This window comes from Methanobacterium bryantii (genome assembly GCF_002287175.1).
Classification (GTDB): Archaea; Methanobacteriota; Methanobacteria; order Methanobacteriales; family Methanobacteriaceae; genus Methanobacterium_D; species Methanobacterium_D bryantii.
Genome location: NZ_LMVM01000001.1, coordinates 359,925 through 377,681, shown reverse-complemented (window position 1 = coordinate 377,681; position 17,757 = coordinate 359,925). Strand labels below are relative to the sequence as shown.

Annotated in this window: 18 protein-coding genes; 9 read left to right on the top strand and 9 right to left on the bottom strand. The window is 32.7% G+C overall.

Features of this window, described 5'->3' with window-relative positions; genetic code table 11:
* Positions 1–21 precede the first annotated feature (21 nt).
* From ASJ80_RS01820 to ASJ80_RS01800, 5 genes are all read right to left on the bottom strand, one after another.
* Positions 22–822, bottom strand: a complete 801-nt coding sequence (locus ASJ80_RS01820; protein ID WP_069583579.1) for an EFR1 family ferrodoxin — start codon at positions 820–822, stop codon at positions 22–24.
* 95 nt (positions 823–917) lie between these two features.
* Positions 918–1,655 (bottom strand): 4Fe-4S binding protein, encoded by a 738-nt coding sequence (locus tag ASJ80_RS01815; protein ID WP_069583578.1) that lies wholly within the window; start codon positions 1,653–1,655, stop codon positions 918–920.
* 69 nt (positions 1,656–1,724) lie between these two features.
* A complete protein-coding gene (locus ASJ80_RS01810) occupies positions 1,725–2,339 on the bottom strand; it encodes a TetR/AcrR family transcriptional regulator (protein WP_069583577.1) in 615 nt (204 codons plus the stop codon).
* Between the two features lie 279 nt (positions 2,340–2,618).
* Positions 2,619–3,629 (bottom strand): histidine kinase dimerization/phosphoacceptor domain -containing protein, encoded by a 1,011-nt coding sequence (locus ASJ80_RS01805; protein ID WP_069583576.1) that lies wholly within the window; start codon positions 3,627–3,629, stop codon positions 2,619–2,621.
* Between the two features lie 132 nt (positions 3,630–3,761).
* Positions 3,762–5,576: an MJ1255/VC2487 family glycosyltransferase gene (locus tag ASJ80_RS01800; protein WP_069583575.1), complete on the bottom strand. Its 1,815-nt coding sequence runs from the start codon at positions 5,574–5,576 to the stop codon at positions 3,762–3,764.
* A 1,155-nt stretch (positions 5,577–6,731) separates the two neighbouring features.
* On the opposite strand from ASJ80_RS01800, the gene ASJ80_RS01795 reads away from it, so the two are divergent.
* The gene (locus tag ASJ80_RS01795; RefSeq protein WP_069583574.1) at positions 6,732–6,971 is read left to right on the top strand and encodes a hypothetical protein; all 240 of its coding nucleotides are present in this window, start codon (positions 6,732–6,734) and stop codon (positions 6,969–6,971) included.
* Between the two features lie 158 nt (positions 6,972–7,129).
* Here ASJ80_RS01795 and ASJ80_RS01790 read toward each other — a convergent pair whose 3' ends face one another.
* Together ASJ80_RS01790 and ASJ80_RS01785 are read right to left on the bottom strand one after the other, a co-directional pair.
* Entirely contained in the window at positions 7,130–7,429 is a 300-nt protein-coding gene (locus tag ASJ80_RS01790; RefSeq protein WP_069583573.1) for a DUF2098 domain-containing protein, read from the bottom strand.
* A 36-nt stretch (positions 7,430–7,465) separates the two neighbouring features.
* Positions 7,466–7,759, bottom strand: a complete 294-nt coding sequence (locus ASJ80_RS01785) for a PRC-barrel domain-containing protein (RefSeq protein ID WP_069583572.1) — start codon at positions 7,757–7,759, stop codon at positions 7,466–7,468.
* Between the two features lie 201 nt (positions 7,760–7,960).
* Between ASJ80_RS01785 and ASJ80_RS01780 the strand changes: the two genes are divergently transcribed.
* Entirely contained in the window at positions 7,961–9,049 is a 1,089-nt protein-coding gene (locus ASJ80_RS01780; RefSeq protein WP_069583571.1) for a CBS domain-containing protein, read from the top strand.
* A gap of 28 nt (positions 9,050–9,077) precedes the next feature.
* Here the strand turns inward: ASJ80_RS01780 and ASJ80_RS01775 are convergent, their stop codons facing one another.
* Positions 9,078–9,422: a hypothetical protein gene (locus tag ASJ80_RS01775; RefSeq protein ID WP_069583570.1), complete on the bottom strand. Its 345-nt coding sequence runs from the start codon at positions 9,420–9,422 to the stop codon at positions 9,078–9,080.
* 716 nt (positions 9,423–10,138) lie between these two features.
* Between ASJ80_RS01775 and ASJ80_RS01770 the strand changes: the two genes are divergently transcribed.
* The 4 genes from ASJ80_RS01770 (at position 10,139) to ASJ80_RS01760 (ending at position 13,180) form a co-directional block, all read left to right on the top strand.
* Positions 10,139–11,779, top strand: coding sequence for a tRNA uridine(34) 5-carboxymethylaminomethyl modification radical SAM/GNAT enzyme Elp3 (locus ASJ80_RS01770; protein ID WP_069583569.1), 1,641 nt, complete (start codon positions 10,139–10,141; stop codon positions 11,777–11,779).
* A gap of 31 nt (positions 11,780–11,810) precedes the next feature.
* Positions 11,811–11,939: a hypothetical protein gene (locus tag ASJ80_RS17595; protein ID WP_255360683.1), complete on the top strand. Its 129-nt coding sequence runs from the start codon at positions 11,811–11,813 to the stop codon at positions 11,937–11,939.
* A gap of 168 nt (positions 11,940–12,107) precedes the next feature.
* Positions 12,108–12,812 (top strand): deoxyribose-phosphate aldolase, encoded by a 705-nt coding sequence (gene deoC / locus ASJ80_RS01765; RefSeq protein ID WP_069583568.1) that lies wholly within the window; start codon positions 12,108–12,110, stop codon positions 12,810–12,812.
* Positions 12,813–12,817: 5 nt separating this feature from the next.
* A complete protein-coding gene (locus ASJ80_RS01760) occupies positions 12,818–13,180 on the top strand; it encodes a cyclophilin-like fold protein (protein WP_069583567.1) in 363 nt (120 codons plus the stop codon).
* Between the two features lie 48 nt (positions 13,181–13,228).
* Here ASJ80_RS01760 and cofH read toward each other — a convergent pair whose 3' ends face one another.
* Positions 13,229–14,344, bottom strand: coding sequence for a 5-amino-6-(D-ribitylamino)uracil--L-tyrosine 4-hydroxyphenyl transferase CofH (gene cofH / locus ASJ80_RS01755; protein ID WP_069583566.1), 1,116 nt, complete (start codon positions 14,342–14,344; stop codon positions 13,229–13,231).
* A 317-nt stretch (positions 14,345–14,661) separates the two neighbouring features.
* Between cofH and ASJ80_RS01745 the strand changes: the two genes are divergently transcribed.
* The 3 genes from ASJ80_RS01745 (at position 14,662) to ASJ80_RS01735 (ending at position 17,654) form a co-directional block, all read left to right on the top strand.
* The gene (locus ASJ80_RS01745; RefSeq protein ID WP_069583564.1) at positions 14,662–15,972 is read left to right on the top strand and encodes an ATP-binding protein; all 1,311 of its coding nucleotides are present in this window, start codon (positions 14,662–14,664) and stop codon (positions 15,970–15,972) included.
* A 684-nt stretch (positions 15,973–16,656) separates the two neighbouring features.
* Positions 16,657–16,863: a histone family protein gene (locus ASJ80_RS01740; protein ID WP_048080739.1), complete on the top strand. Its 207-nt coding sequence runs from the start codon at positions 16,657–16,659 to the stop codon at positions 16,861–16,863.
* A gap of 299 nt (positions 16,864–17,162) precedes the next feature.
* A complete protein-coding gene (locus ASJ80_RS01735) occupies positions 17,163–17,654 on the top strand; it encodes a rubrerythrin family protein (protein ID WP_069583563.1) in 492 nt (163 codons plus the stop codon).
* The last annotated feature ends 103 nt before the right edge of the window (positions 17,655–17,757 follow it).

Genomic DNA, 17,757 nt, shown 5'->3' with positions numbered 1-17,757 from the left:
AATCATTGGATTCAAAATAAATTAAAGATTCCTTATCTTCAAAAATTCCTTTGCCTTAACAGCTGCATATGTTTTTCCTTTATAATTAAACTTACATGGAATTGCCCGTTTAGGACAAAATGAAGTACATCTTAAACAGTATTGACAGTTTAATCCATGTACAGGATAGTTTCCCCCATCTATCTTGATATTTCTGGTTGGGCAGATGCCTACACATATCCCGCATTTATTACATTTTTCTTTATTCACCTTAAAGAGAAAAAGTTTCTGGTGTAAATCAACTCCAGTTAACTTCAAAGTACCCCTTGAAAATAAGTTCACAGCATCGGATAAAATTGGAACACGTCCCCATTCCGCCTTTTCATTTACAAGATCTAATGCATATTTTTCAGCTGCTTCAAGCCCCTTTTGAACTTTATTTTTGTTAGTTTTTTCATCCTGTATAAAAAATATATTGGAGGGCATCTGGATTTCCATGGCCCCAACTGGATTGTAACCATTCTCTGAGACGATCTTTCGAAGTGGACCAACAATTCCTCCAGAAGTACTTCCCAAGGTGTCAACCATGAAAATTTTGGTACCACCTGCACGGGGCAACGACTCTATAAAATCCCAGACTAAAGGATAAGTTGAAAATACTGCCACAGGAAACGCTAATCCAATCATATGATCTAAATTGACTTCATCAGGAGTTGATCCTTCAATTTTATGCAAATTTACAGTTATGCCATTTTCTTCAAATGTATCACGCATCTTCTTTACTACAAGCAGAGTATTTCCAGTCCCTGAGAAAAAATAAAAGTCTATTATTTTTAAATCCATAATATACACCTTTTACTGAATTTATTAAATACTAACTTTAAAGCCATTATTAATTTATAATTTTTAAACTATTAACTTGTAAATTACACGTATTTTTATTTTTCAGGCCTGCCAAAAGCATATTTTATTGCTCCCTTTGGACAGGAATCAACACATTGGCCGCATAAAATGCATTCAAAATCATGTATATCTCCATTTTTCACTTTTTGCTGCACATCAAGACTCATCGGACAGTTTCTACAGAGCCTGCATTCAGTACAAAGCTCTTTATCAGTTTTAATGTGAAGGGAAGGCCATCTTAAAAAATTCTTTATTTTTGTTCCAATAATCATAAATGGGGCTATAAAGCAGAAATAGTGACAGCTGGCCCTTTTACCCAATATTAGTGAGATTAAAATTGTTGATAACAGCACGCCGTAGTAAATAATGTACATAAATGGTTCTGAAATAGAAACTCCACTGCTGGTCATGAAAAAAGGATCAATTTTAGTTAAACCGCCTGCTAATAAAGCCATTATTGTAATGATAGCCAGCCATGGTACAAAGAGGAAATATTTAATCCAGTTATATTTTCCACCCCTTGTTTTTCCATCATTTATTGAGAAGCAGTATTCCTGAGCTCCTCCAGTTGGACAAGCCCATCCGCAGAATGCTCTACCAAAGAACAATGATAAAATGAACAGAGCAGTGAAAGTTATAAAGCTGCCTGTAATTATCCCCAGGGAAGCTCCCCATATTATCAAAAAGGGTGAAAAGTAAAACATGGTAACTGGGAAAAGTAAAAATGAAATTAACAACGTTGTTTTTCTAATTTTCTGTTTTATATCTTTCATATAATGCTCCTCTTATTTTAGCATAATAATCATTATATTATTAATTAAGCCGTAATATTGCTTTAATTATTATTTAATTAATTTACACCAATATGCTCCTTTTTCAATTGGTTTTATAAATTTTTCTTCAAATCGTTTTACCACTTCTTCAATATTCAGCTGCTCATCAAGGATCATGTAGCATATAATTCCATCTAATGCTGCTGCCAATGTAACTGCACTTGTCCGGGTATCATGTGGAATAAATTCACCTGTTTCAACTCCCATCTTAAAAGCTTCTTCCAGATATTTTATATAATCTCCAGTAAACTGCTGATAATACTTTAAAAGTTCAGAATTGTCTAAAATTTTAGTAATAGACAGGAAGAGAAAAGTAGTTTCTACAGGGTGTTCTAACCAGTACCTGAGATAATTTTCCATATAAAAAAGCAGTCCCTCTTTAACAGACGGCATTTCCATTGATGCATGTCCTATTTCTTCTAATTTTTCGCTTATCTTTTGATTAACAAATATCAATATCATATCCTTGCTTTTAAAGTGGTGATACAATCCCCCTTTACTTATACCTGCTTTTTTAGCAATTGATTCCATTGTAGCATTTTCATAACCTTTTTTTAGGAAAATTTCCATGGCAGCATCAATAATATCATTGATACGTTTTTCTTTGGATTCTTTTTTAGTCATTATGTTTCTCCAAAAAACCGACTGTCGGTTTGTTAAAATAACAGTAATACATCCCATTATATAAAACTTTTTAAAACTTGCAAATCATTTTAAAATTTATAATTTTAAAATATTTTGAGGTTAATCCCGCTTGAATCTCCCAAAATTAGTTTAAACAATATAATAAATCATTTAAAAAATAGTATATTCAATATATAAAAATATATAAACATTGATGGATTAAACTGCATTAAATCTCAAAATTAACCATTAAATTAAGTTAATGTGTCAAAAGCCCAATTATGGGAATTTTATGGTGAATTTTGTCCCTTGAGTTCTATCCATATCTATTTCACCATGTATCTGATCTACCAGACTATTTACAATTCTTAAACCTAAAGAATCTGATTTTTTGTAATCCAAATCTTCTGGAAATCCGATTCCATTGTCAGATATTATCAATACATATTTTCCACCATCTTTGTAGAACTTTATTTTGATAATACCATTTCTGCCGTCAGGAAATGCATGTTTCAGGCTGTTTGATATAAGTTCATTGACTATAAGCCCTAATGGAATTGATGTTTCAGTATCCAGTTCATGATCTTCTAAATCAAAATTAATTTTTATATTATTAGATTGTCCAGAATATGTTTCGAAGAGTTCCATAGATAATTTTTTGATGTAATTTGCAAAGTTAATCCATTTAAGGTCAGTTGTCTGGTAAAGTTTTTCATGAATTAAAGCCATGGATCTTGCACGATTTTGACTGTCCCTGAAAATATTCTGCGTTTCTATATCTTCAATATACCTTGCCTGTAAATCAAGAAGGCTTGATATAACCATTAAATTATTTTTTACCCTGTGATATGTCTCTCTAATTAACATTTCCTTCTCTTGAAGGGAATTTTTAATTTTATCTTCCATTATTTTACGTTCTGTGATATCACGTGCTATGTGCACGCTCCCAAGCGTATTTCCAGATTTATCCTTTATAGGAGCAGCCGTAACCATAAAATATCCGCCCAAATTAGGTTCATACACTTCTTCAGTATGCCCTTTATTATCCATCATCATTTTCGCATGGGGGCAGTTATCAACAGGCAATTTAGTACCGTGAATTGCCTCAAAACATCTGACTCCTAAACATGAATCTGGTGAAGTATTTAAACACTCTGCCATAGCAGTGTTCGCCCATATAATCTCATATTTATGGTTTAAAATAGCTATAAGATCAGGTAATGAGTTTAATACAAACTTCCACCCTTCAATATCTTCTAAAAAAGATGTTACTTGGTATTCTACATTCATTTTAATCATTTACTGAAAGTGTTTTATTCAAGTAACTCCTTTTATAATTTGAAACTTTATAAATAAACTGCTGTAAGTCCCTGCAATAATAAATAGGATGGATTTTTTAAGAAAAAAACTAAAAATAGTAGTTTATTTTGCATTTTCTCTTGATTCTATTAAATTAACGATTTTGTAGGTAGCTTGTGAATATTCCTTAGAATATTTTTCAATTGCGTCATTTAAAGCCTGGAAAATTTCCTGATTTTTATCATGTTTAAATGAACTAAGTGATTCACGGTATACATCTAATCTATCCAGGAAATTTTCAAAGTTTTCTTTAGTTAATAATTCACGGAATTCACCATATCCCAGTTTTTCGATATACATCGCATTAACAGTCTGTTCTGGTTGTTTCTTTACAGGAATACAAAATATTGGCTTTTTAAGATACATTGATTCACTTATCAAAGTAAATCCGCCGTTAGAAACCACTGCTTTGCACGATTCAAAGTCTTTGAAGAACTGGTTTTCGTTAAATTTCCGGAAATGAAGATTTCCATCCTCTTTTTCCATGTTAAAACCATAAATTACAAATTCTTCATTAATAGATTTTAATGTGGAAATAAGCTCTAAATTGGAATCACTTGTTTGATAAACAAGTACATGATTACCATTTACGGGGTTAAGATTTAAAATTTCTTCTCTAAGCACAGGAGGGAATAACTTTACTTTCTCCTTATTTTTAATTTCAGGATAAAAAAATGTTGTAATTAAATAACACTTAGGCCTGTTTATAAATAAACGTATAACTCCCCCAGCCACTATTTTTTCACTTAAATACCGTTCAGGGAGGTCTAATTTACACTGCGTAATAACATGTATATTATCAAGACTAATAAGAGGTATTCCAAGTAGTTTACTTAAAATGTTGGAAAATGCCTCAAAATCAGAAACTATAATATCTGGTTTAAAAGCCCGGGCGATATTATAAAGCAGTTTAATATTAAATTTTAAACTTTTTGGGAGGTCTTTAACTACAGAAAAGAATGTAGATTTATACTGCGCGTTATTTCCGCTGTAAACGGTGTTAGGCCCTTCTATATAATATACATCATCGAATTTTTCTGAAAGATAGTTAAATGCTCTCCCTCCAGCAAAAATAACCACATCATTTTCCTTTAACAGATGTTTAATCATTACTGAACTTCGGATAGCATGGCCCATTCCTTCCCCACATACAGAATAAAGTATCTTCTTTTTCTTTTCTTTGGAATGTCCAAATGTGTAGTTTAATTCACCTGCTGTAATTTTCTTGCCCATGAAGTCGTACAGGGTACTCTTTGCATAAATTAACGCCAGGCTTTTAAGCCCTTCTTTTTCAAGCCTTCTTGTGGATATAAGGAGTTTAGGCTCTCTTAGCACCTTAAAAGAGTGTATTTTCCCTATCCTTTCTATATAATCACTGTCTTCTCCAAAATCAAGACATTCATTAAATCCTTCTGCTTCCTCATGGATATCTTTCTTGGTTAAAATTCCATAACAGCCTGCACCATGGGGCTTTATTGACTCTACAAGTTTCATAAAGAAGTTCGCAAAGTCATGTAATATTTTATCTTTCTTACTATCACTAATTGGAACTAATTGAGTTATACCGATATCAAGATCATTTTCAGTAAATTCATTTAATGCAGATTCCAGATATCCTTCTGTTAATATCGCATCAGAATCCAGGAATAATAAATATTCCCCTTCTGCTACTTCAGCCCCCTTATTTCGACCCACAGCAGGAGATCCACCATCTACAACTTTACATCCGAATGATTCTGCGATTTCTCTTGTTTTATCAGTTGATTTAGCGTCCGCTACGATAATTTCATAATCTTTGAAATTCTGATCTTTTATACTTTGAAGTAATTTAGGGAGATAACACTCCTCATTGTATGTTGGAATTATTATACTAAGCATTCATAGATTAGTTTATTTTAATTTATTTTTAAAGCTTACTATTAAAGACATAATTAATACTAATTATTATGGTTTTTATGTATAAATATAAACTAATTACCGATACCTATAAAATCCATTTTTAAGGAAACTTTTTAAAAAATTGAATTATACCTCATTAAAAAGAAAATAATCCCAATTTAAAAAAATATACATACTCTAATTAAATTTAATGTAAAACAAATGAAATTTCTTTAATTTTTGTCAATTATACCTGAAATAATTTATTATAAACTCCTTTTTTACCCATATCTGCCCTAATTTTACATAGAACGCATCCTCATTACCCATTCTACATTTAACTATCTTTTTACATGAACCCCCATGCAATTTTAACGTACGATCTCAGTAAATCAGGCTTAAACTACAATTATCCCAGTAAAAAGCACTTAAACAGTGTATTAATCTTAAAATAACAAAAACATCATGATGGTTATAAAGTTTATAGGAGTTTATCCCGATTTATTCTCGGTCATATTAACCCATTCAAAATCATTTTAATTTATTCCTCCATAATGAAATTTTATTTACTACTACCCCATTAGTTTTAATACATCATTTTTAACCCTTGTTATATCTTAATACTCTCCTAAAAAGTTAGATTCTTAATTAACTAAATTTTATGAATTATATAATATATAATCACATGTAAAATTAATATTACACTAAAAAAATAATTTTAATGCAATAAGGTGAAATTTTTGATAAGTCTTTATATCTTTCAAAGTACAATACAATAATTGCAGAACAAAAATTATAAATAGAAGTTAAAATGGAAATTTCGATTTTTGATTTTATATTGTTTTTAACTTTTAGTAGAATGGAGATGTTAACATAGACAGTATAGACGAATATTTAAGCGAATTTTTAGAATCTGCTGGCAAAACAGAAGAAGTTAAAAAAATAGATGAGCAAATAACCATCTATCAAAATGAATTAAATAATCTTGAAAATAAAGACACAATTACTACAAACAATATCACACGCACAGAAGAGGAGCTTAAATATCTTAAAGAGAATTTAAAAGAAAATAACAGTGATTCAAGTCTTAAAGATATTGAAACTACAAAAATTAAATTAAATGATCTTGAAAAACGCCATACAACAATTAAAACAGTGATATCTGAAAAAAATGAAACCCTAACCAATTTAAATCATGAAAAAGATGAAATAATTAAAAAATGTCTTATGAAATTACATGCAGACATGAAAAAAAGTCACAGAAAAGTAACTGAAGACCATGATAAATATGTAGAGTTATACACAAAAGCACGGGAAGAAAGACACAGTATAGAAAGAAAAATGAGGAATTTAAAAGTACTTGTCTACAAAACTTACAAAATACGACTAAAATAGATTTGACATGTTTTCAAATTTTATATTAAATTTTATAATTGTTTTAAAACATGAGTTAATTACTTCTTTTTTGTATATCATTAACTTACAAAAAATAAGCGGCATAATTGCGGTAAAAAATTAATTAATAAAGTAAAACTATTTTTAAAGGATATAATTTATCCTCCACCGTCACAGAGTTCGGAACTCATGTCAATATCTTCATCAACAAGTTTCTTCCTGTTTTTAAGTTTTTCTTTGATGTCTTCTCTGGATTCTTTTTTAAGTCCATTTTTTTCTATTTTTTCAATGGCCTGCAAATAATTGCTTTTATACCAGAGATCTGTATCTTCTAATTTTGCCCAGGTAGCTTCATTTTCAGTTTTAATGTCAATAACTTTACCAATTGTACCCGTGCCATTATATATAACATAGGAACCTTTCATTATAAGTTTACCGCAGAAATCTGAAACTTCCATTATTTAACCTCCCCCTAAAGTTAATAGATTTAAACATCAGTCCTCTTTAGTAAGAGTTAATCTTGTCTTTTCAGGAGCTTTTTCCTCTTCTTCTTCAAATATTCCTTCTATTTCAGCTTCTTCAAGATTTAAGATTAAATAGTCCCCTACCTGTTGAATGTCACGGGGTTTAATTTCAAAAGTTCTATTTCTAACCCACACTTCACCAGTAGATATTGTGATTGTGTCTATAATACCTTCTTTTGGCATCAAATCAACATCAGATACTTTGCCTATTTCCATTGCATTTTTATCCAGGACTTTTCTACCCATTAACTCGCTTACTTTCATAAATACACCTGTTTTTAGTCTATTTTTTAAAGCATATATTTTTTATGAGTGCACAATATAAACTGCAGTATAATTATTATTAACTGTCCATATACCTTAAATTTAAAATATACCTCAAAAATCTATTTAAAATTTAAATTAATTATTTTTAGGAGATATAATTTTATTAACTTGATGGAATCATAGTAATATAGTGATGTTATGAAGTCTTCATTTAAAATATTCAGAGCCTTTGGAATCCCTGTGGAACTGCACATTTCATTTTTATTATTAATGCTTTTTATATATGTTATAGCCTTTCTAGGAATAATATCTGTGTATATCGCGTTTTTAATCACGTTACTCTTTGTAACAGTTGTTGTACATGAATTAAGCCATTCGTATATTGCAAAGAGATATGGAGTTAAAGTAGGTAAAATAGTTCTCTTACCCATTGGCGGCGTGTCTGCAATGGAAGAGATTCCTAAAGATCCAGACAAAGAACTTAAAATAGCTGCTGCCGGGCCGCTTGCAAACCTTTTAATAGCATTTGCCTGCTTTATAGGGCTGTTGATTATTGGAGGTGTAGGATCTTTAACTCTTGAATCATTCTTTATATCTAACACCCCTTCAGCAGATCTGTCATTGTTCCTTGCTAACTTTTTAGGGGTTAATTTAGTACTTGGACTTTTTAACCTTCTTCCTGCTTTCCCCATGGATGGGGGAAGAGTATTAAGAGCTTTTTTTGCAAAAAGAATGAGTTATAGCAAAGCAACTAAAGCTGCTGCTTCAGTAGGAAAACAGTTTGCTATCTTAATGGTTATCTTAGGCATATTTTTTAATTTTATTTTGATATTGATAGCCATATTCATTTACTTAGGTGCAGACCAAGAATATAAAAATGTCATGATTTCATCAAAGCTCGAGGGAATCAAAGTTAGAGATATCATGACTAAAGATGTAAATACACTAACTCCAGACACATCTGTTTCAGAGGCATTAAATACCATGTTCAAGCAAAGACACATGGGCTATCCTGTAGAAGATCATGGTGAGCTTGCTGGTATCGTTACTTTCGATGACATTTCTAAGATACCCGAAAATCAGAGGGATACACCTATTGGAAATATAATGACTAAAAAACTTATTTTAGCAAATCCTGAAGAGCCTGCAATGAATACTCTAGAAAAAATTACTAAAAACAATATTGGAAGACTTCCAGTTATTGAAAATGGAAATTTAGTTGGAATAATCTCTAAAACAGATATAATGAGGGTTTTAGAAGTATTAGATACTAAACCCCTCGAATAAATTCTTTTTCAACACTTGGTAATTAAATTCACGTTTCTTCTAAGATAATTGTAAATTTATATACCGGTTCGAACTCAGATTCAATACTGTTTAAAGAAGATATGCCTCTAAATTTATATGAAACTGGTTCCATACTTCCATTAACCTTGTCTAATGAAATTAATTGACCATTTTTCACTGTCTGGTTTTCATCATTTTTATCTTCAAAAAATTCATGAATTATCTTTCCAATTTCACCTACAGCAGAAACATCGACCCTTTTAATTTTTTCTTTATCATTTTTTATCTCAACGAAATCTTTCAAAACTTTAAGTTTGTATTCTTCATTCCCACAGACTTTACTAAATGTTACTTTATTTACAGTCTCGCCCATAGAATACCTCCTGTATAATCCATGCAATTTCCGAGTATGAATTAATTAATTTTAGATATGAACTGAACTTATAAAAAAAATTTACTATTTTAAAGTCTAATTCAGAAATAGTTCCTAAATAGTCAATAAAAAAATATTTAATTAATTTAAAATAATTTCCCATTTTAGGAAAAAATAAAAATTTGACATACATAACTATTATATTATACCAGCTGTCTATAAACTTATTAAATAGAGAATTTTCATTTGATATAAAACTGAATATTATCTTTAATCTAACTACCTCAAAAATCTACGATTTTCGAATGTTTACAAAATCAAAGATTTTGTAACATGTGAAAATTTTTAATTTTCACGGTTGCAAAACTCCATTTTGCAAACAGCAAACACGAAGCATACAAATACGAAGTATTTGTTGTGTCAAATCACAGATTTGACAACATTCGAAAATTTTTAATTTTCGATGTTTGCGAATTGCAAATTCGCAACCGTAAAAAATCTACGATTTTTTACATGCGCCAAAATTCATTGAATTTTAGAAAATGCTTTGCATTTTCTAACTCCCAAAAAAATCAAAGCCTTCAAAAACCTGTGGTTTTTGATGCCCCGAAATTCTATGAATTTCGAGGGATTTTTTTGAGGATTTTGGCAGTGTTTTGTATGCTCTGATTTTTTGAGCATTCGATTTAAACACTTATTTTTTGGAGAAAATAATAATGGAAAATGCATGCAAACTCATAATTAATCAAATAATCAAGGGAAAAATTAAAACAAAAAGAGATCTAGAAAAAGCAAAACATAAGGCTTGCAGAGACTACAATCTTGAAAAATTTATGAGTAATTCAATGATACTGCAGAATGCAACTCCTGATGAGAGAAAGAAAATAGCACGGATCATACAAAAAAAGCCCACAAGAACTATATCCGGTGTTGCAATAGTTGCAGTAATGTGTAAACCACATAAATGCCCTCATGGCAGGTGTCTTTACTGCCCAGAGAGTGATATAGCTCCCCCAAGTTACACTGGAGAAGAACCTGCAGCGCTTCGGGCCAGAATGTTTAAGTTCGACCCTTATTTACAGGTATACAACCGCCTGCTTCAACTTGAAAGTATAGGGCACCCTTTAGACAAGGTAGAATTAATTATAATGGGCGGAACATTCCCTTCATATTTCCTGTGCTATCAGGAATGGTTCGTCAGCAAGTGTCTTCAAGCTATGAACGATTTTGGAGTAAAAGATGTGTCCATTTCATCTGAAAACTTTAAAGGGTCTAACGCGGCAGATAATATTGAAATCCCCAAGGAGTTCGTTTACCTGAAGGATGTTCAAAGTGAAAATGAAAAATCCAACGTGCGGTGCGTTGGGATGACATTTGAAACCCGTCCAGATTACTGTAAAACACAAGATGTTGATAGAATGCTCAATATGGGCGTTACAAGGGTGGAACTTGGAGTCCAAACCATTTACAATTATATATACAAACGGATTGACCGCGGACATACAGTAGAAGACTCCATTGAAGCTGCAAGAATACTCAGGGATTCCGGTATCAAAGTGGCAATGCACCTTATGCCCGGCCTTTTTGCAGATTTTGATAGGGATTTGAGAATATTTAAAAGAGTATTTTCAGATGAACACTTTAAACCAGACATGCTTAAAATCTACCCATGTTTAGTAACTAAAGGTTCAAAACTCTATGAAATGTGGGAAAAAGGAGATTATAAACCATATACAAGTGAAGAAGCAGTTGATCTGATAGCTCAAATTAAAAAGAACCTCCCAAAATGGGTCAGGACCATGAGAATCCAGCGGGATATACCTTCCCCTCTAATTGAGGCCGGAGTTAAAAAATCAAATCTTGGCGAACTTGTATACAAAAAACTTCATGATCTAGACGTCAGTTGCAAGTGTATTCGATGTAGAGAAGTTGGACATAAAGCAGCTCATGGATTAATCCCAGATATTGATAACGTGAAATTATTAAAGGAAGAATATCGTGCTGGAGAAGGTGATGAAATCTTTTTATCATTTGAAGATGTTAAAAAGGATATCTTAATTGGATTCCTAAGGTTAAGGATACCCTCAGAACAGGCCCATAGAAAAGAAATAGATGATAAAACAGCACTTATACGAGAATTACATGTTTACGGCTCGATGATGTCTATTGGTGAAAGAGAAGAGGGGCAGTGGCAGCATTTAGGCTATGGAGAATCATTATTAAATGAAGCAGCTAGAGTTGCATCTGAAGACTACGGCATGGAAAAGATACTTGTTACAAGTGGAATAGGGGCTCGAAACTACTACAGAAAATTCGGGTATGAAAAATTAGGACCTTACATGGCAAAGAAGATTTGAATTAACTTTTCAACTACAAAAACATGATAAAATGAAGGGCAATCCCATTCAGCATGAAATTTTAGAATTATTATATAAACAGGAAAGAAGATGCAGTGCCAGTGTAAACAAGGATTTCTTAATAGAAACTAGAAGAAAAAAATCGATGCCTATAAATTAAAAGTTCATGTTGATTTTTAGCTGAAGGTGAATATATCCTATAAAATCAGTATATGATGGTTTTGCAACAATGTAAAAATTACCATCACTGCAAAAGGTACAGATCTAGTTGAAAATCCTCGATTATAAGTTTATATTTAGAGAATTTAAAAATTAAAATGGTGTTTACATGATAAATTTAGTAGAATCTCCAGAAAAAATAGCAGAAATCATCGACCACACCAATTTAAAGGCCGATACACGAGTAGAAAACATAAAAAAGTTATGTAATGAAGCAAAAAGTTATGGGTTTGCTTCAGTCTGTGTTAACCCTGCAAATGTTGAATTATGCGCAGACTTTTTAAAAGATTCAGATGTGAACATTTGCACTGTTATAAGCTTTCCTCTTGGAGCAAATACGTCCAAAATTAAATTCTTCGAAACTAAAGACGCCGTACAGCACGGAGCCTGTGAAATTGATATGGTGATGAACATTGGCGCTCTTAAATCAGGGCTCGAAGAGACAGTGAAAACAGATATAGAAGGAGTTATAACTGCAGCAGAAGACAATATAGTCAAAGTAATCATTGAAACAGCCTTATTAACAAAAGAAGAAAAAATTCTGGCATGCGAGATAGTCAAGGATGCAGGTGCAAATTTCGTGAAAACCTCAACTGGTTTTGGATATCCTGGAGCTACTGTGGAAGATGTTTTTCTAATTAAAAAAACAGTGGGGCCTCAAATAGGTATCAAAGCTTCAGGGGGCATAAGAAATATAAAAACTGTCTTTGATATGGTAAAAGCCGGCGCAACACGGATTGGAACCTCTTCAGGTGTTAAAATTATGGAAGAACTCTTCAAACTTAATCACGGCATGGAACCACCTAAAAGGTGAATATTATGGAAATTGAAATAGAAATAGTAGGAAAAGGCAAAGCTACTGGAAAATTAGATGATAGGAACCCAGAAACTGCAAAGAAATTATATGAAATATTTCCACTTCCTGGAACTGCACATACCTATCTTGAAGAAGTATATTTCAACATGACACTTGAATTAGACTATGAAAACCCATCAAAAACCACAGAAGAAGGAGATATATGTTACTGGCCACCAGGACCGGCTTTCTGCATATTCTACAGGAATTCACAGCCGGTTTCTGAAGTGAATAATATTGGAAAAATAACAAAAAACTTAGAACTGTTTAAAAAGTGTAGAGATGGTGATGAAATAATAGTAAAAAAAGTAAAGAAAATCCCATAAATTCATAATTTATATAAAAATTAAAAATAGAAAATTTTAGTAAATAGTTTATATTTCCCCTATTTTAGTATACAGAGTATTCCTTCGAGCTGGGATTCTTCCAATATCTTTTATTGCTCGTTCTAGTTCACTTGGATGGGTAGATTCCCCATAAGATGCCCCTGCAGACTTGGATATGCTTTCTTCACCTAAAGTACCTCCAAGGTCATTTGCACCAGACATAAGACAAAATTGGGCAAATTTAAATCCAAGTTTCACCCAAGAAGCCTGTATATTTTTGAGCAGGTCACCAAACATTAACCTTGAAACTGCATAGAGCCTTAAATCGTCTGCTCCTGTTGTTCCAGGGCTTGAAATCCCGCTCCTGAAAATTGGGGCGTTTTTATGCATAAATGTTAAAGGAACAAATTCTGTAAACCCGCCTGTTTTTTTCTGTATGTTCCTTAAAATCTCCAGATGCTCAATTCTATGATTTATATTTTCAACATGGCCGTACATCATTGTACATGTTGTTGGAACTCCTGTATTATGGGCCGTTTCGACGACATCGATCCACTCTGCCGTGCTTAACTTTCCCCTGCATATGATATCCCTTATATCATCACTTAATATTTCAGCAGCAGTTCCAGGCATTGAACCAAGCCCTGCCTTTTTCAACATCTTGAGCGTGTCTTCTACCTCAAGTTCCGCTTTTTTGGACCCGTAAAATATCTCCATTGGAGAAAAAGCATGAATATGAACATTTGGAACTTCCTTTTTGACATTTAAAAGAATATCCTCATAAAAATAAGCATCTATATCGGGGTGCAGGCCTCCCTGTATGCAAACTTCAATTGCACCCTCATCTGCAGCATTTTTCGTTCTCCGCACGACCTCGTCAATCTCTAAAAAGTACGCGTCTTTATCATTTTCGTCTTTTTTAAACGCACAGAAGCCGCATGTCCCCGAGCAAATATCAGTGAAGTTGATGTTCCAGTTTTGGATATAAGTTACCTTGTCTCCCGCCAGTTCTTCTCGGAGTAAGTCTGCAGTGAAAATTAATGCTTGAAGTTCCCTTCCCTTAACTTGCATTAATTTAAGCGCTTCATCCTTTGTAATTTCTTCATCAAAAGATTTTTCAAGTATTTCTTTTATCTGAGGATCGATGTTCATTGTGTCAAACATACAATTCCATATTCAGGTTAACTTTTTTAAAAGTTTTGGTGGTTAATTCAGATGGTTTCATATAATTGTTTGGCACCTGAAATTAATTCTAAATTCTGCAATGGGCTATATATCCATGTTTGCACATATTAATTCCATTTACTGTACTGAAACAAACAAAAATTTATTTAATTCACAGTTAAATACAGCTAAAAATAAAACTGCACTTTTACAAATCCCCATAAACTTAATATTAAAAATAAAAAAAGAAGCTATCATAACATTTATACAACATCAAAATTTGAAGGGGCTAAAAGAGTTCATTAAGAGGAAATAAAATGTATCGTTTGACATCCAAATTGGTGATTTACAAAAACATTGACAAAGACAGCATCTTGTTTAGATTATCTAATATCTGCCAGCAGTTTGCAGCAGGCGATTATGAGAAAGCAGATCTGATTACAGATATTTATGTCGAAATCAACCGCATGCTTGACATTTCAACGCGTTACGGCTTTGACAAAAATCTGTGGCACAACTATCTGGCTTTTGTTTTGGCCATGACTGAAAACCCATTTACACTTGTTTCGGAAAAAGTTGGGGCGAGTGTAGGTACTGTAAATAAATTCGCCAGGAGCGATTTCTGCATCTTCAAGCAGTTGTTCGACTACGATTTTTCCGAGATGGAAAAGGAACTGGATATAGACTGCTTTACGATTATCACAAATTATGAGGCTGTTGTGAAAAGTGAGCAGATTTTCAACAAGGGCGTGAGCGAAAAGGTTCAGCAGCTCAGCCGTGCTATTGAACAGGCTAAAGATGAAACTGAGCTGTATCAGATCATTACAGATTTCTACAAAACATACGGCGTTGGAAAATTTGGGCTGAATAAAGCTTTCCGTATTTCAAATGATGATAAGTCTGGAATTCTCTGCCCCATCACGGCAACCAGTGATGTAATATTGGAGGATTTGGTCGGTTATGAATCTCAGAAGAAAGAACTGGTACAGAATACAGAAGCGTTCGTTGAAGGGCGCAGGGCAAACAATGTCCTTCTCTACGGCGATGCAGGCACCGGCAAATCCGCAAGCATAAAAGGAATTTTAAATCAGTATTACAGCCACGGCCTCCGTATGATCGAGGTCTACAAACATGAATTCAAGGAACTGCCAAAGGTCATTGAAGCCATAAAAAACAGGAACTATCGCTTTATCATTTATATGGACGACCTGTCCTTTGAAGAGTTCGAAATTGAGTATAAATATTTGAAGGCAGTTATGGAGGGCGGCTTGGAGTCAAAACCTGAAAATGTACTGATCTATGCAACATCCAACAGGCGCCATTTGGTTCGTGAAACATGGAGCGACCGTTCGGATATGTCGGAAGATGAACTGCACCGTTCGGATACAATGCAGGAAAAACTATCCCTGGCGGAGCGGTTCGGAGTTACCATCGCTTATTTCAAGCCTATGAGGAAAGAATATTTCAACATCGTTATAAATCTTGCAAGGCGACACCCTGAAATCAAACTAACAGATGAAGAACTGAGAGCAGAAGCAAGTAAATGGGAAATGCGTCACGGTGGAATGTCAGGGCGTACAGCACAGCAGTTCATCGATTCACTGCTTGGATCTGTTGATCTCTCTTGATTCTTTTTTAGGAGATAAAATGTAGAAACTGTCTCCGATTGGAAAAATATAGAGAGCATGCAGCGCAATTACGGATGGGCACTTATCCTCTTCACGAATAATTACAAAATTCTCTTAAAATCCTCCAAAATCTGTCAAAAATCGTCGATTTTTGACGTATAGAAAAATGCTTTGCATTCATGATGGTAGTTTCTTTAAATGGATTCCTTAATAATATCACAGAACCCATTTTATTAGATTTCATAAAAAGAATTCATTTATGGTCTCTTTTAATGAAATCATTTGGTAAGCACCTTTTTATTGAATTCGTTTGACGGTGCCCCTATAAAACTATCATAATTTTTTCAGATTGCATTACTCCCCCAAAGCTCTTTTAAGAATCATATATTTCTTTTTTTAAAGTTTAGACTCCCCTTAGGGGCTACTCTTCTAGGACTTTTTGTGATATATTTCACATTCCAGAGACTATCAGCTACCCCCAATGTTATGTCACATTACAAGTTGAGGTATATATTCAAAGTTCATGAACTAAAATATTCTATTAATGTTATGTCATGCTAAAAAATTTACATATAAAGCAAGCTCATTTATTGAAACAGTAGGGAGTTACCCATAGCCAAAAACACTATGAAAATCGATAAGTTTAAATGTTATAGATGCAAATCTAAATTAGGAGGTGAAATTATGGCTGAATTACCAATTGCTCCAGTTGGAAGAATCATAAAAAATGCTGGTGCTCAAAGAATTAGTGATGATGCAAAGGAAGCTTTAGCAAAATCATTAGAAGAAAAAGGTGATGAAATCGCTAAAAAAGCAGTAGAACTTGCAAAACACGCAGGAAGAAAAACTGTTAAAGCTGAAGACATCGAAATGGCTGTTAAAACAGCCTAAGTTTTCCTTTTTTATTATTTCGAAATATTTTTTTTCTTAGTTTAATTTATTCAGTAATTTTTAAAATAATACATCTATTTTTGATTAGTATACTACTTCTATTTTGACTTTTAAAAGTTATTACATTAATAAAATGAAATTTAGGCTGCTAAATAGTCATATAATGTATAAAAATTTAATACCATCCAATATTCCATTCTCAGCAAAGAGAATCAAGATATTTTCAACGGTCGAAAAAGATAAATATTTATTGAACCAAATAAAAGCTTGATGTTAAACTAGCTAACGGAGGCCGTTATATGAGTACTACTGAAAATTTAAAAGAAGCTTTTGCAGGTGAATCTCAGGCAAACAGAAAATATCTGGCATTTGCTAAAAAAGCTGACGAAGAAGGATTTTTCCAGATTGCAAGATTATTTAGAGCTGCAGCAGCAGCAGAGACCGTACATGCTCACAACCACCTTAAAGTTCTTAAAGGAATAAAAAGTACCGAAGAAAACCTCAAAGAAGCAATAGCAGGAGAAGTAGCTGAATTTAAAGAAATGTATCCTGCAATGATAAAAGTAGCCAAAGAAGAAAACAACGAAGCTGCTCTCTGGAGCTTTGATGTTGCAAACAAAGTAGAAGAAATTCACGCTGACCTTTATGAAAATGCACTTAAAAACATTGGAAACAATATAGAAACAGTTTATTACGTGTGTAATTACTGTGGAAACACTGTAGAGAAAGAAGCACCTGAAATATGCCCTATCTGCGGCGCACCTAAAAAAGAATTTACAAAAATAGAATAAATTAAATTTATTCTAACTACTTTTTATTTAAATTAATTTTATTTTGAAGGGCGAATTTTATTTAAATTTAGCAAGTATTCGGAGATGCTGCTTCGCCCTTCAT

What these genes read in the sequence shown, in the direction of transcription:
- ASJ80_RS01820 (WP_069583579.1), bottom strand. Translation starts at nt 822, where the DNA reads ATGGATTTAAAAATAATAGACTTTTATTTTTTCTCAGGGACTGGAAAT.
- ASJ80_RS01815 (WP_069583578.1), bottom strand. Translation starts at nt 1,655, where the DNA reads ATGAAAGATATAAAACAGAAAATTAGAAAAACAACGTTGTTAATTTCA.
- ASJ80_RS01810 (WP_069583577.1), bottom strand. Translation starts at nt 2,339, where the DNA reads ATGACTAAAAAAGAATCCAAAGAAAAACGTATCAATGATATTATTGAT.
- ASJ80_RS01805 (WP_069583576.1), bottom strand. Translation starts at nt 3,629, where the DNA reads ATGAATGTAGAATACCAAGTAACATCTTTTTTAGAAGATATTGAAGGG.
- ASJ80_RS01800 (WP_069583575.1), bottom strand. Translation starts at nt 5,576, where the DNA reads ATGCTTAGTATAATAATTCCAACATACAATGAGGAGTGTTATCTCCCT.
- ASJ80_RS01790 (WP_069583573.1), bottom strand. Translation starts at nt 7,429, where the DNA reads ATGGAAGTTTCAGATTTCTGCGGTAAACTTATAATGAAAGGTTCCTAT.
- ASJ80_RS01785 (WP_069583572.1), bottom strand. Translation starts at nt 7,759, where the DNA reads ATGAAAGTAAGCGAGTTAATGGGTAGAAAAGTCCTGGATAAAAATGCA.
- ASJ80_RS01780 (WP_069583571.1), top strand. Translation starts at nt 7,961, where the DNA reads ATGAAGTCTTCATTTAAAATATTCAGAGCCTTTGGAATCCCTGTGGAA.
- ASJ80_RS01775 (WP_069583570.1), bottom strand. Translation starts at nt 9,422, where the DNA reads ATGGGCGAGACTGTAAATAAAGTAACATTTAGTAAAGTCTGTGGGAAT.
- ASJ80_RS01770 (WP_069583569.1), top strand. Translation starts at nt 10,139, where the DNA reads ATGGAAAATGCATGCAAACTCATAATTAATCAAATAATCAAGGGAAAA.
- ASJ80_RS17595 (WP_255360683.1), top strand. Translation starts at nt 11,811, where the DNA reads ATGAAGGGCAATCCCATTCAGCATGAAATTTTAGAATTATTATATAAA.
- deoC (WP_069583568.1), top strand. Translation starts at nt 12,108, where the DNA reads ATGATAAATTTAGTAGAATCTCCAGAAAAAATAGCAGAAATCATCGAC.
- ASJ80_RS01760 (WP_069583567.1), top strand. Translation starts at nt 12,818, where the DNA reads ATGGAAATTGAAATAGAAATAGTAGGAAAAGGCAAAGCTACTGGAAAA.
- cofH (WP_069583566.1), bottom strand. Translation starts at nt 14,344, where the DNA reads ATGTTTGACACAATGAACATCGATCCTCAGATAAAAGAAATACTTGAA.
- ASJ80_RS01745 (WP_069583564.1), top strand. Translation starts at nt 14,662, where the DNA reads ATGTATCGTTTGACATCCAAATTGGTGATTTACAAAAACATTGACAAA.
- ASJ80_RS01740 (WP_048080739.1), top strand. Translation starts at nt 16,657, where the DNA reads ATGGCTGAATTACCAATTGCTCCAGTTGGAAGAATCATAAAAAATGCT.
- ASJ80_RS01735 (WP_069583563.1), top strand. Translation starts at nt 17,163, where the DNA reads ATGAGTACTACTGAAAATTTAAAAGAAGCTTTTGCAGGTGAATCTCAG.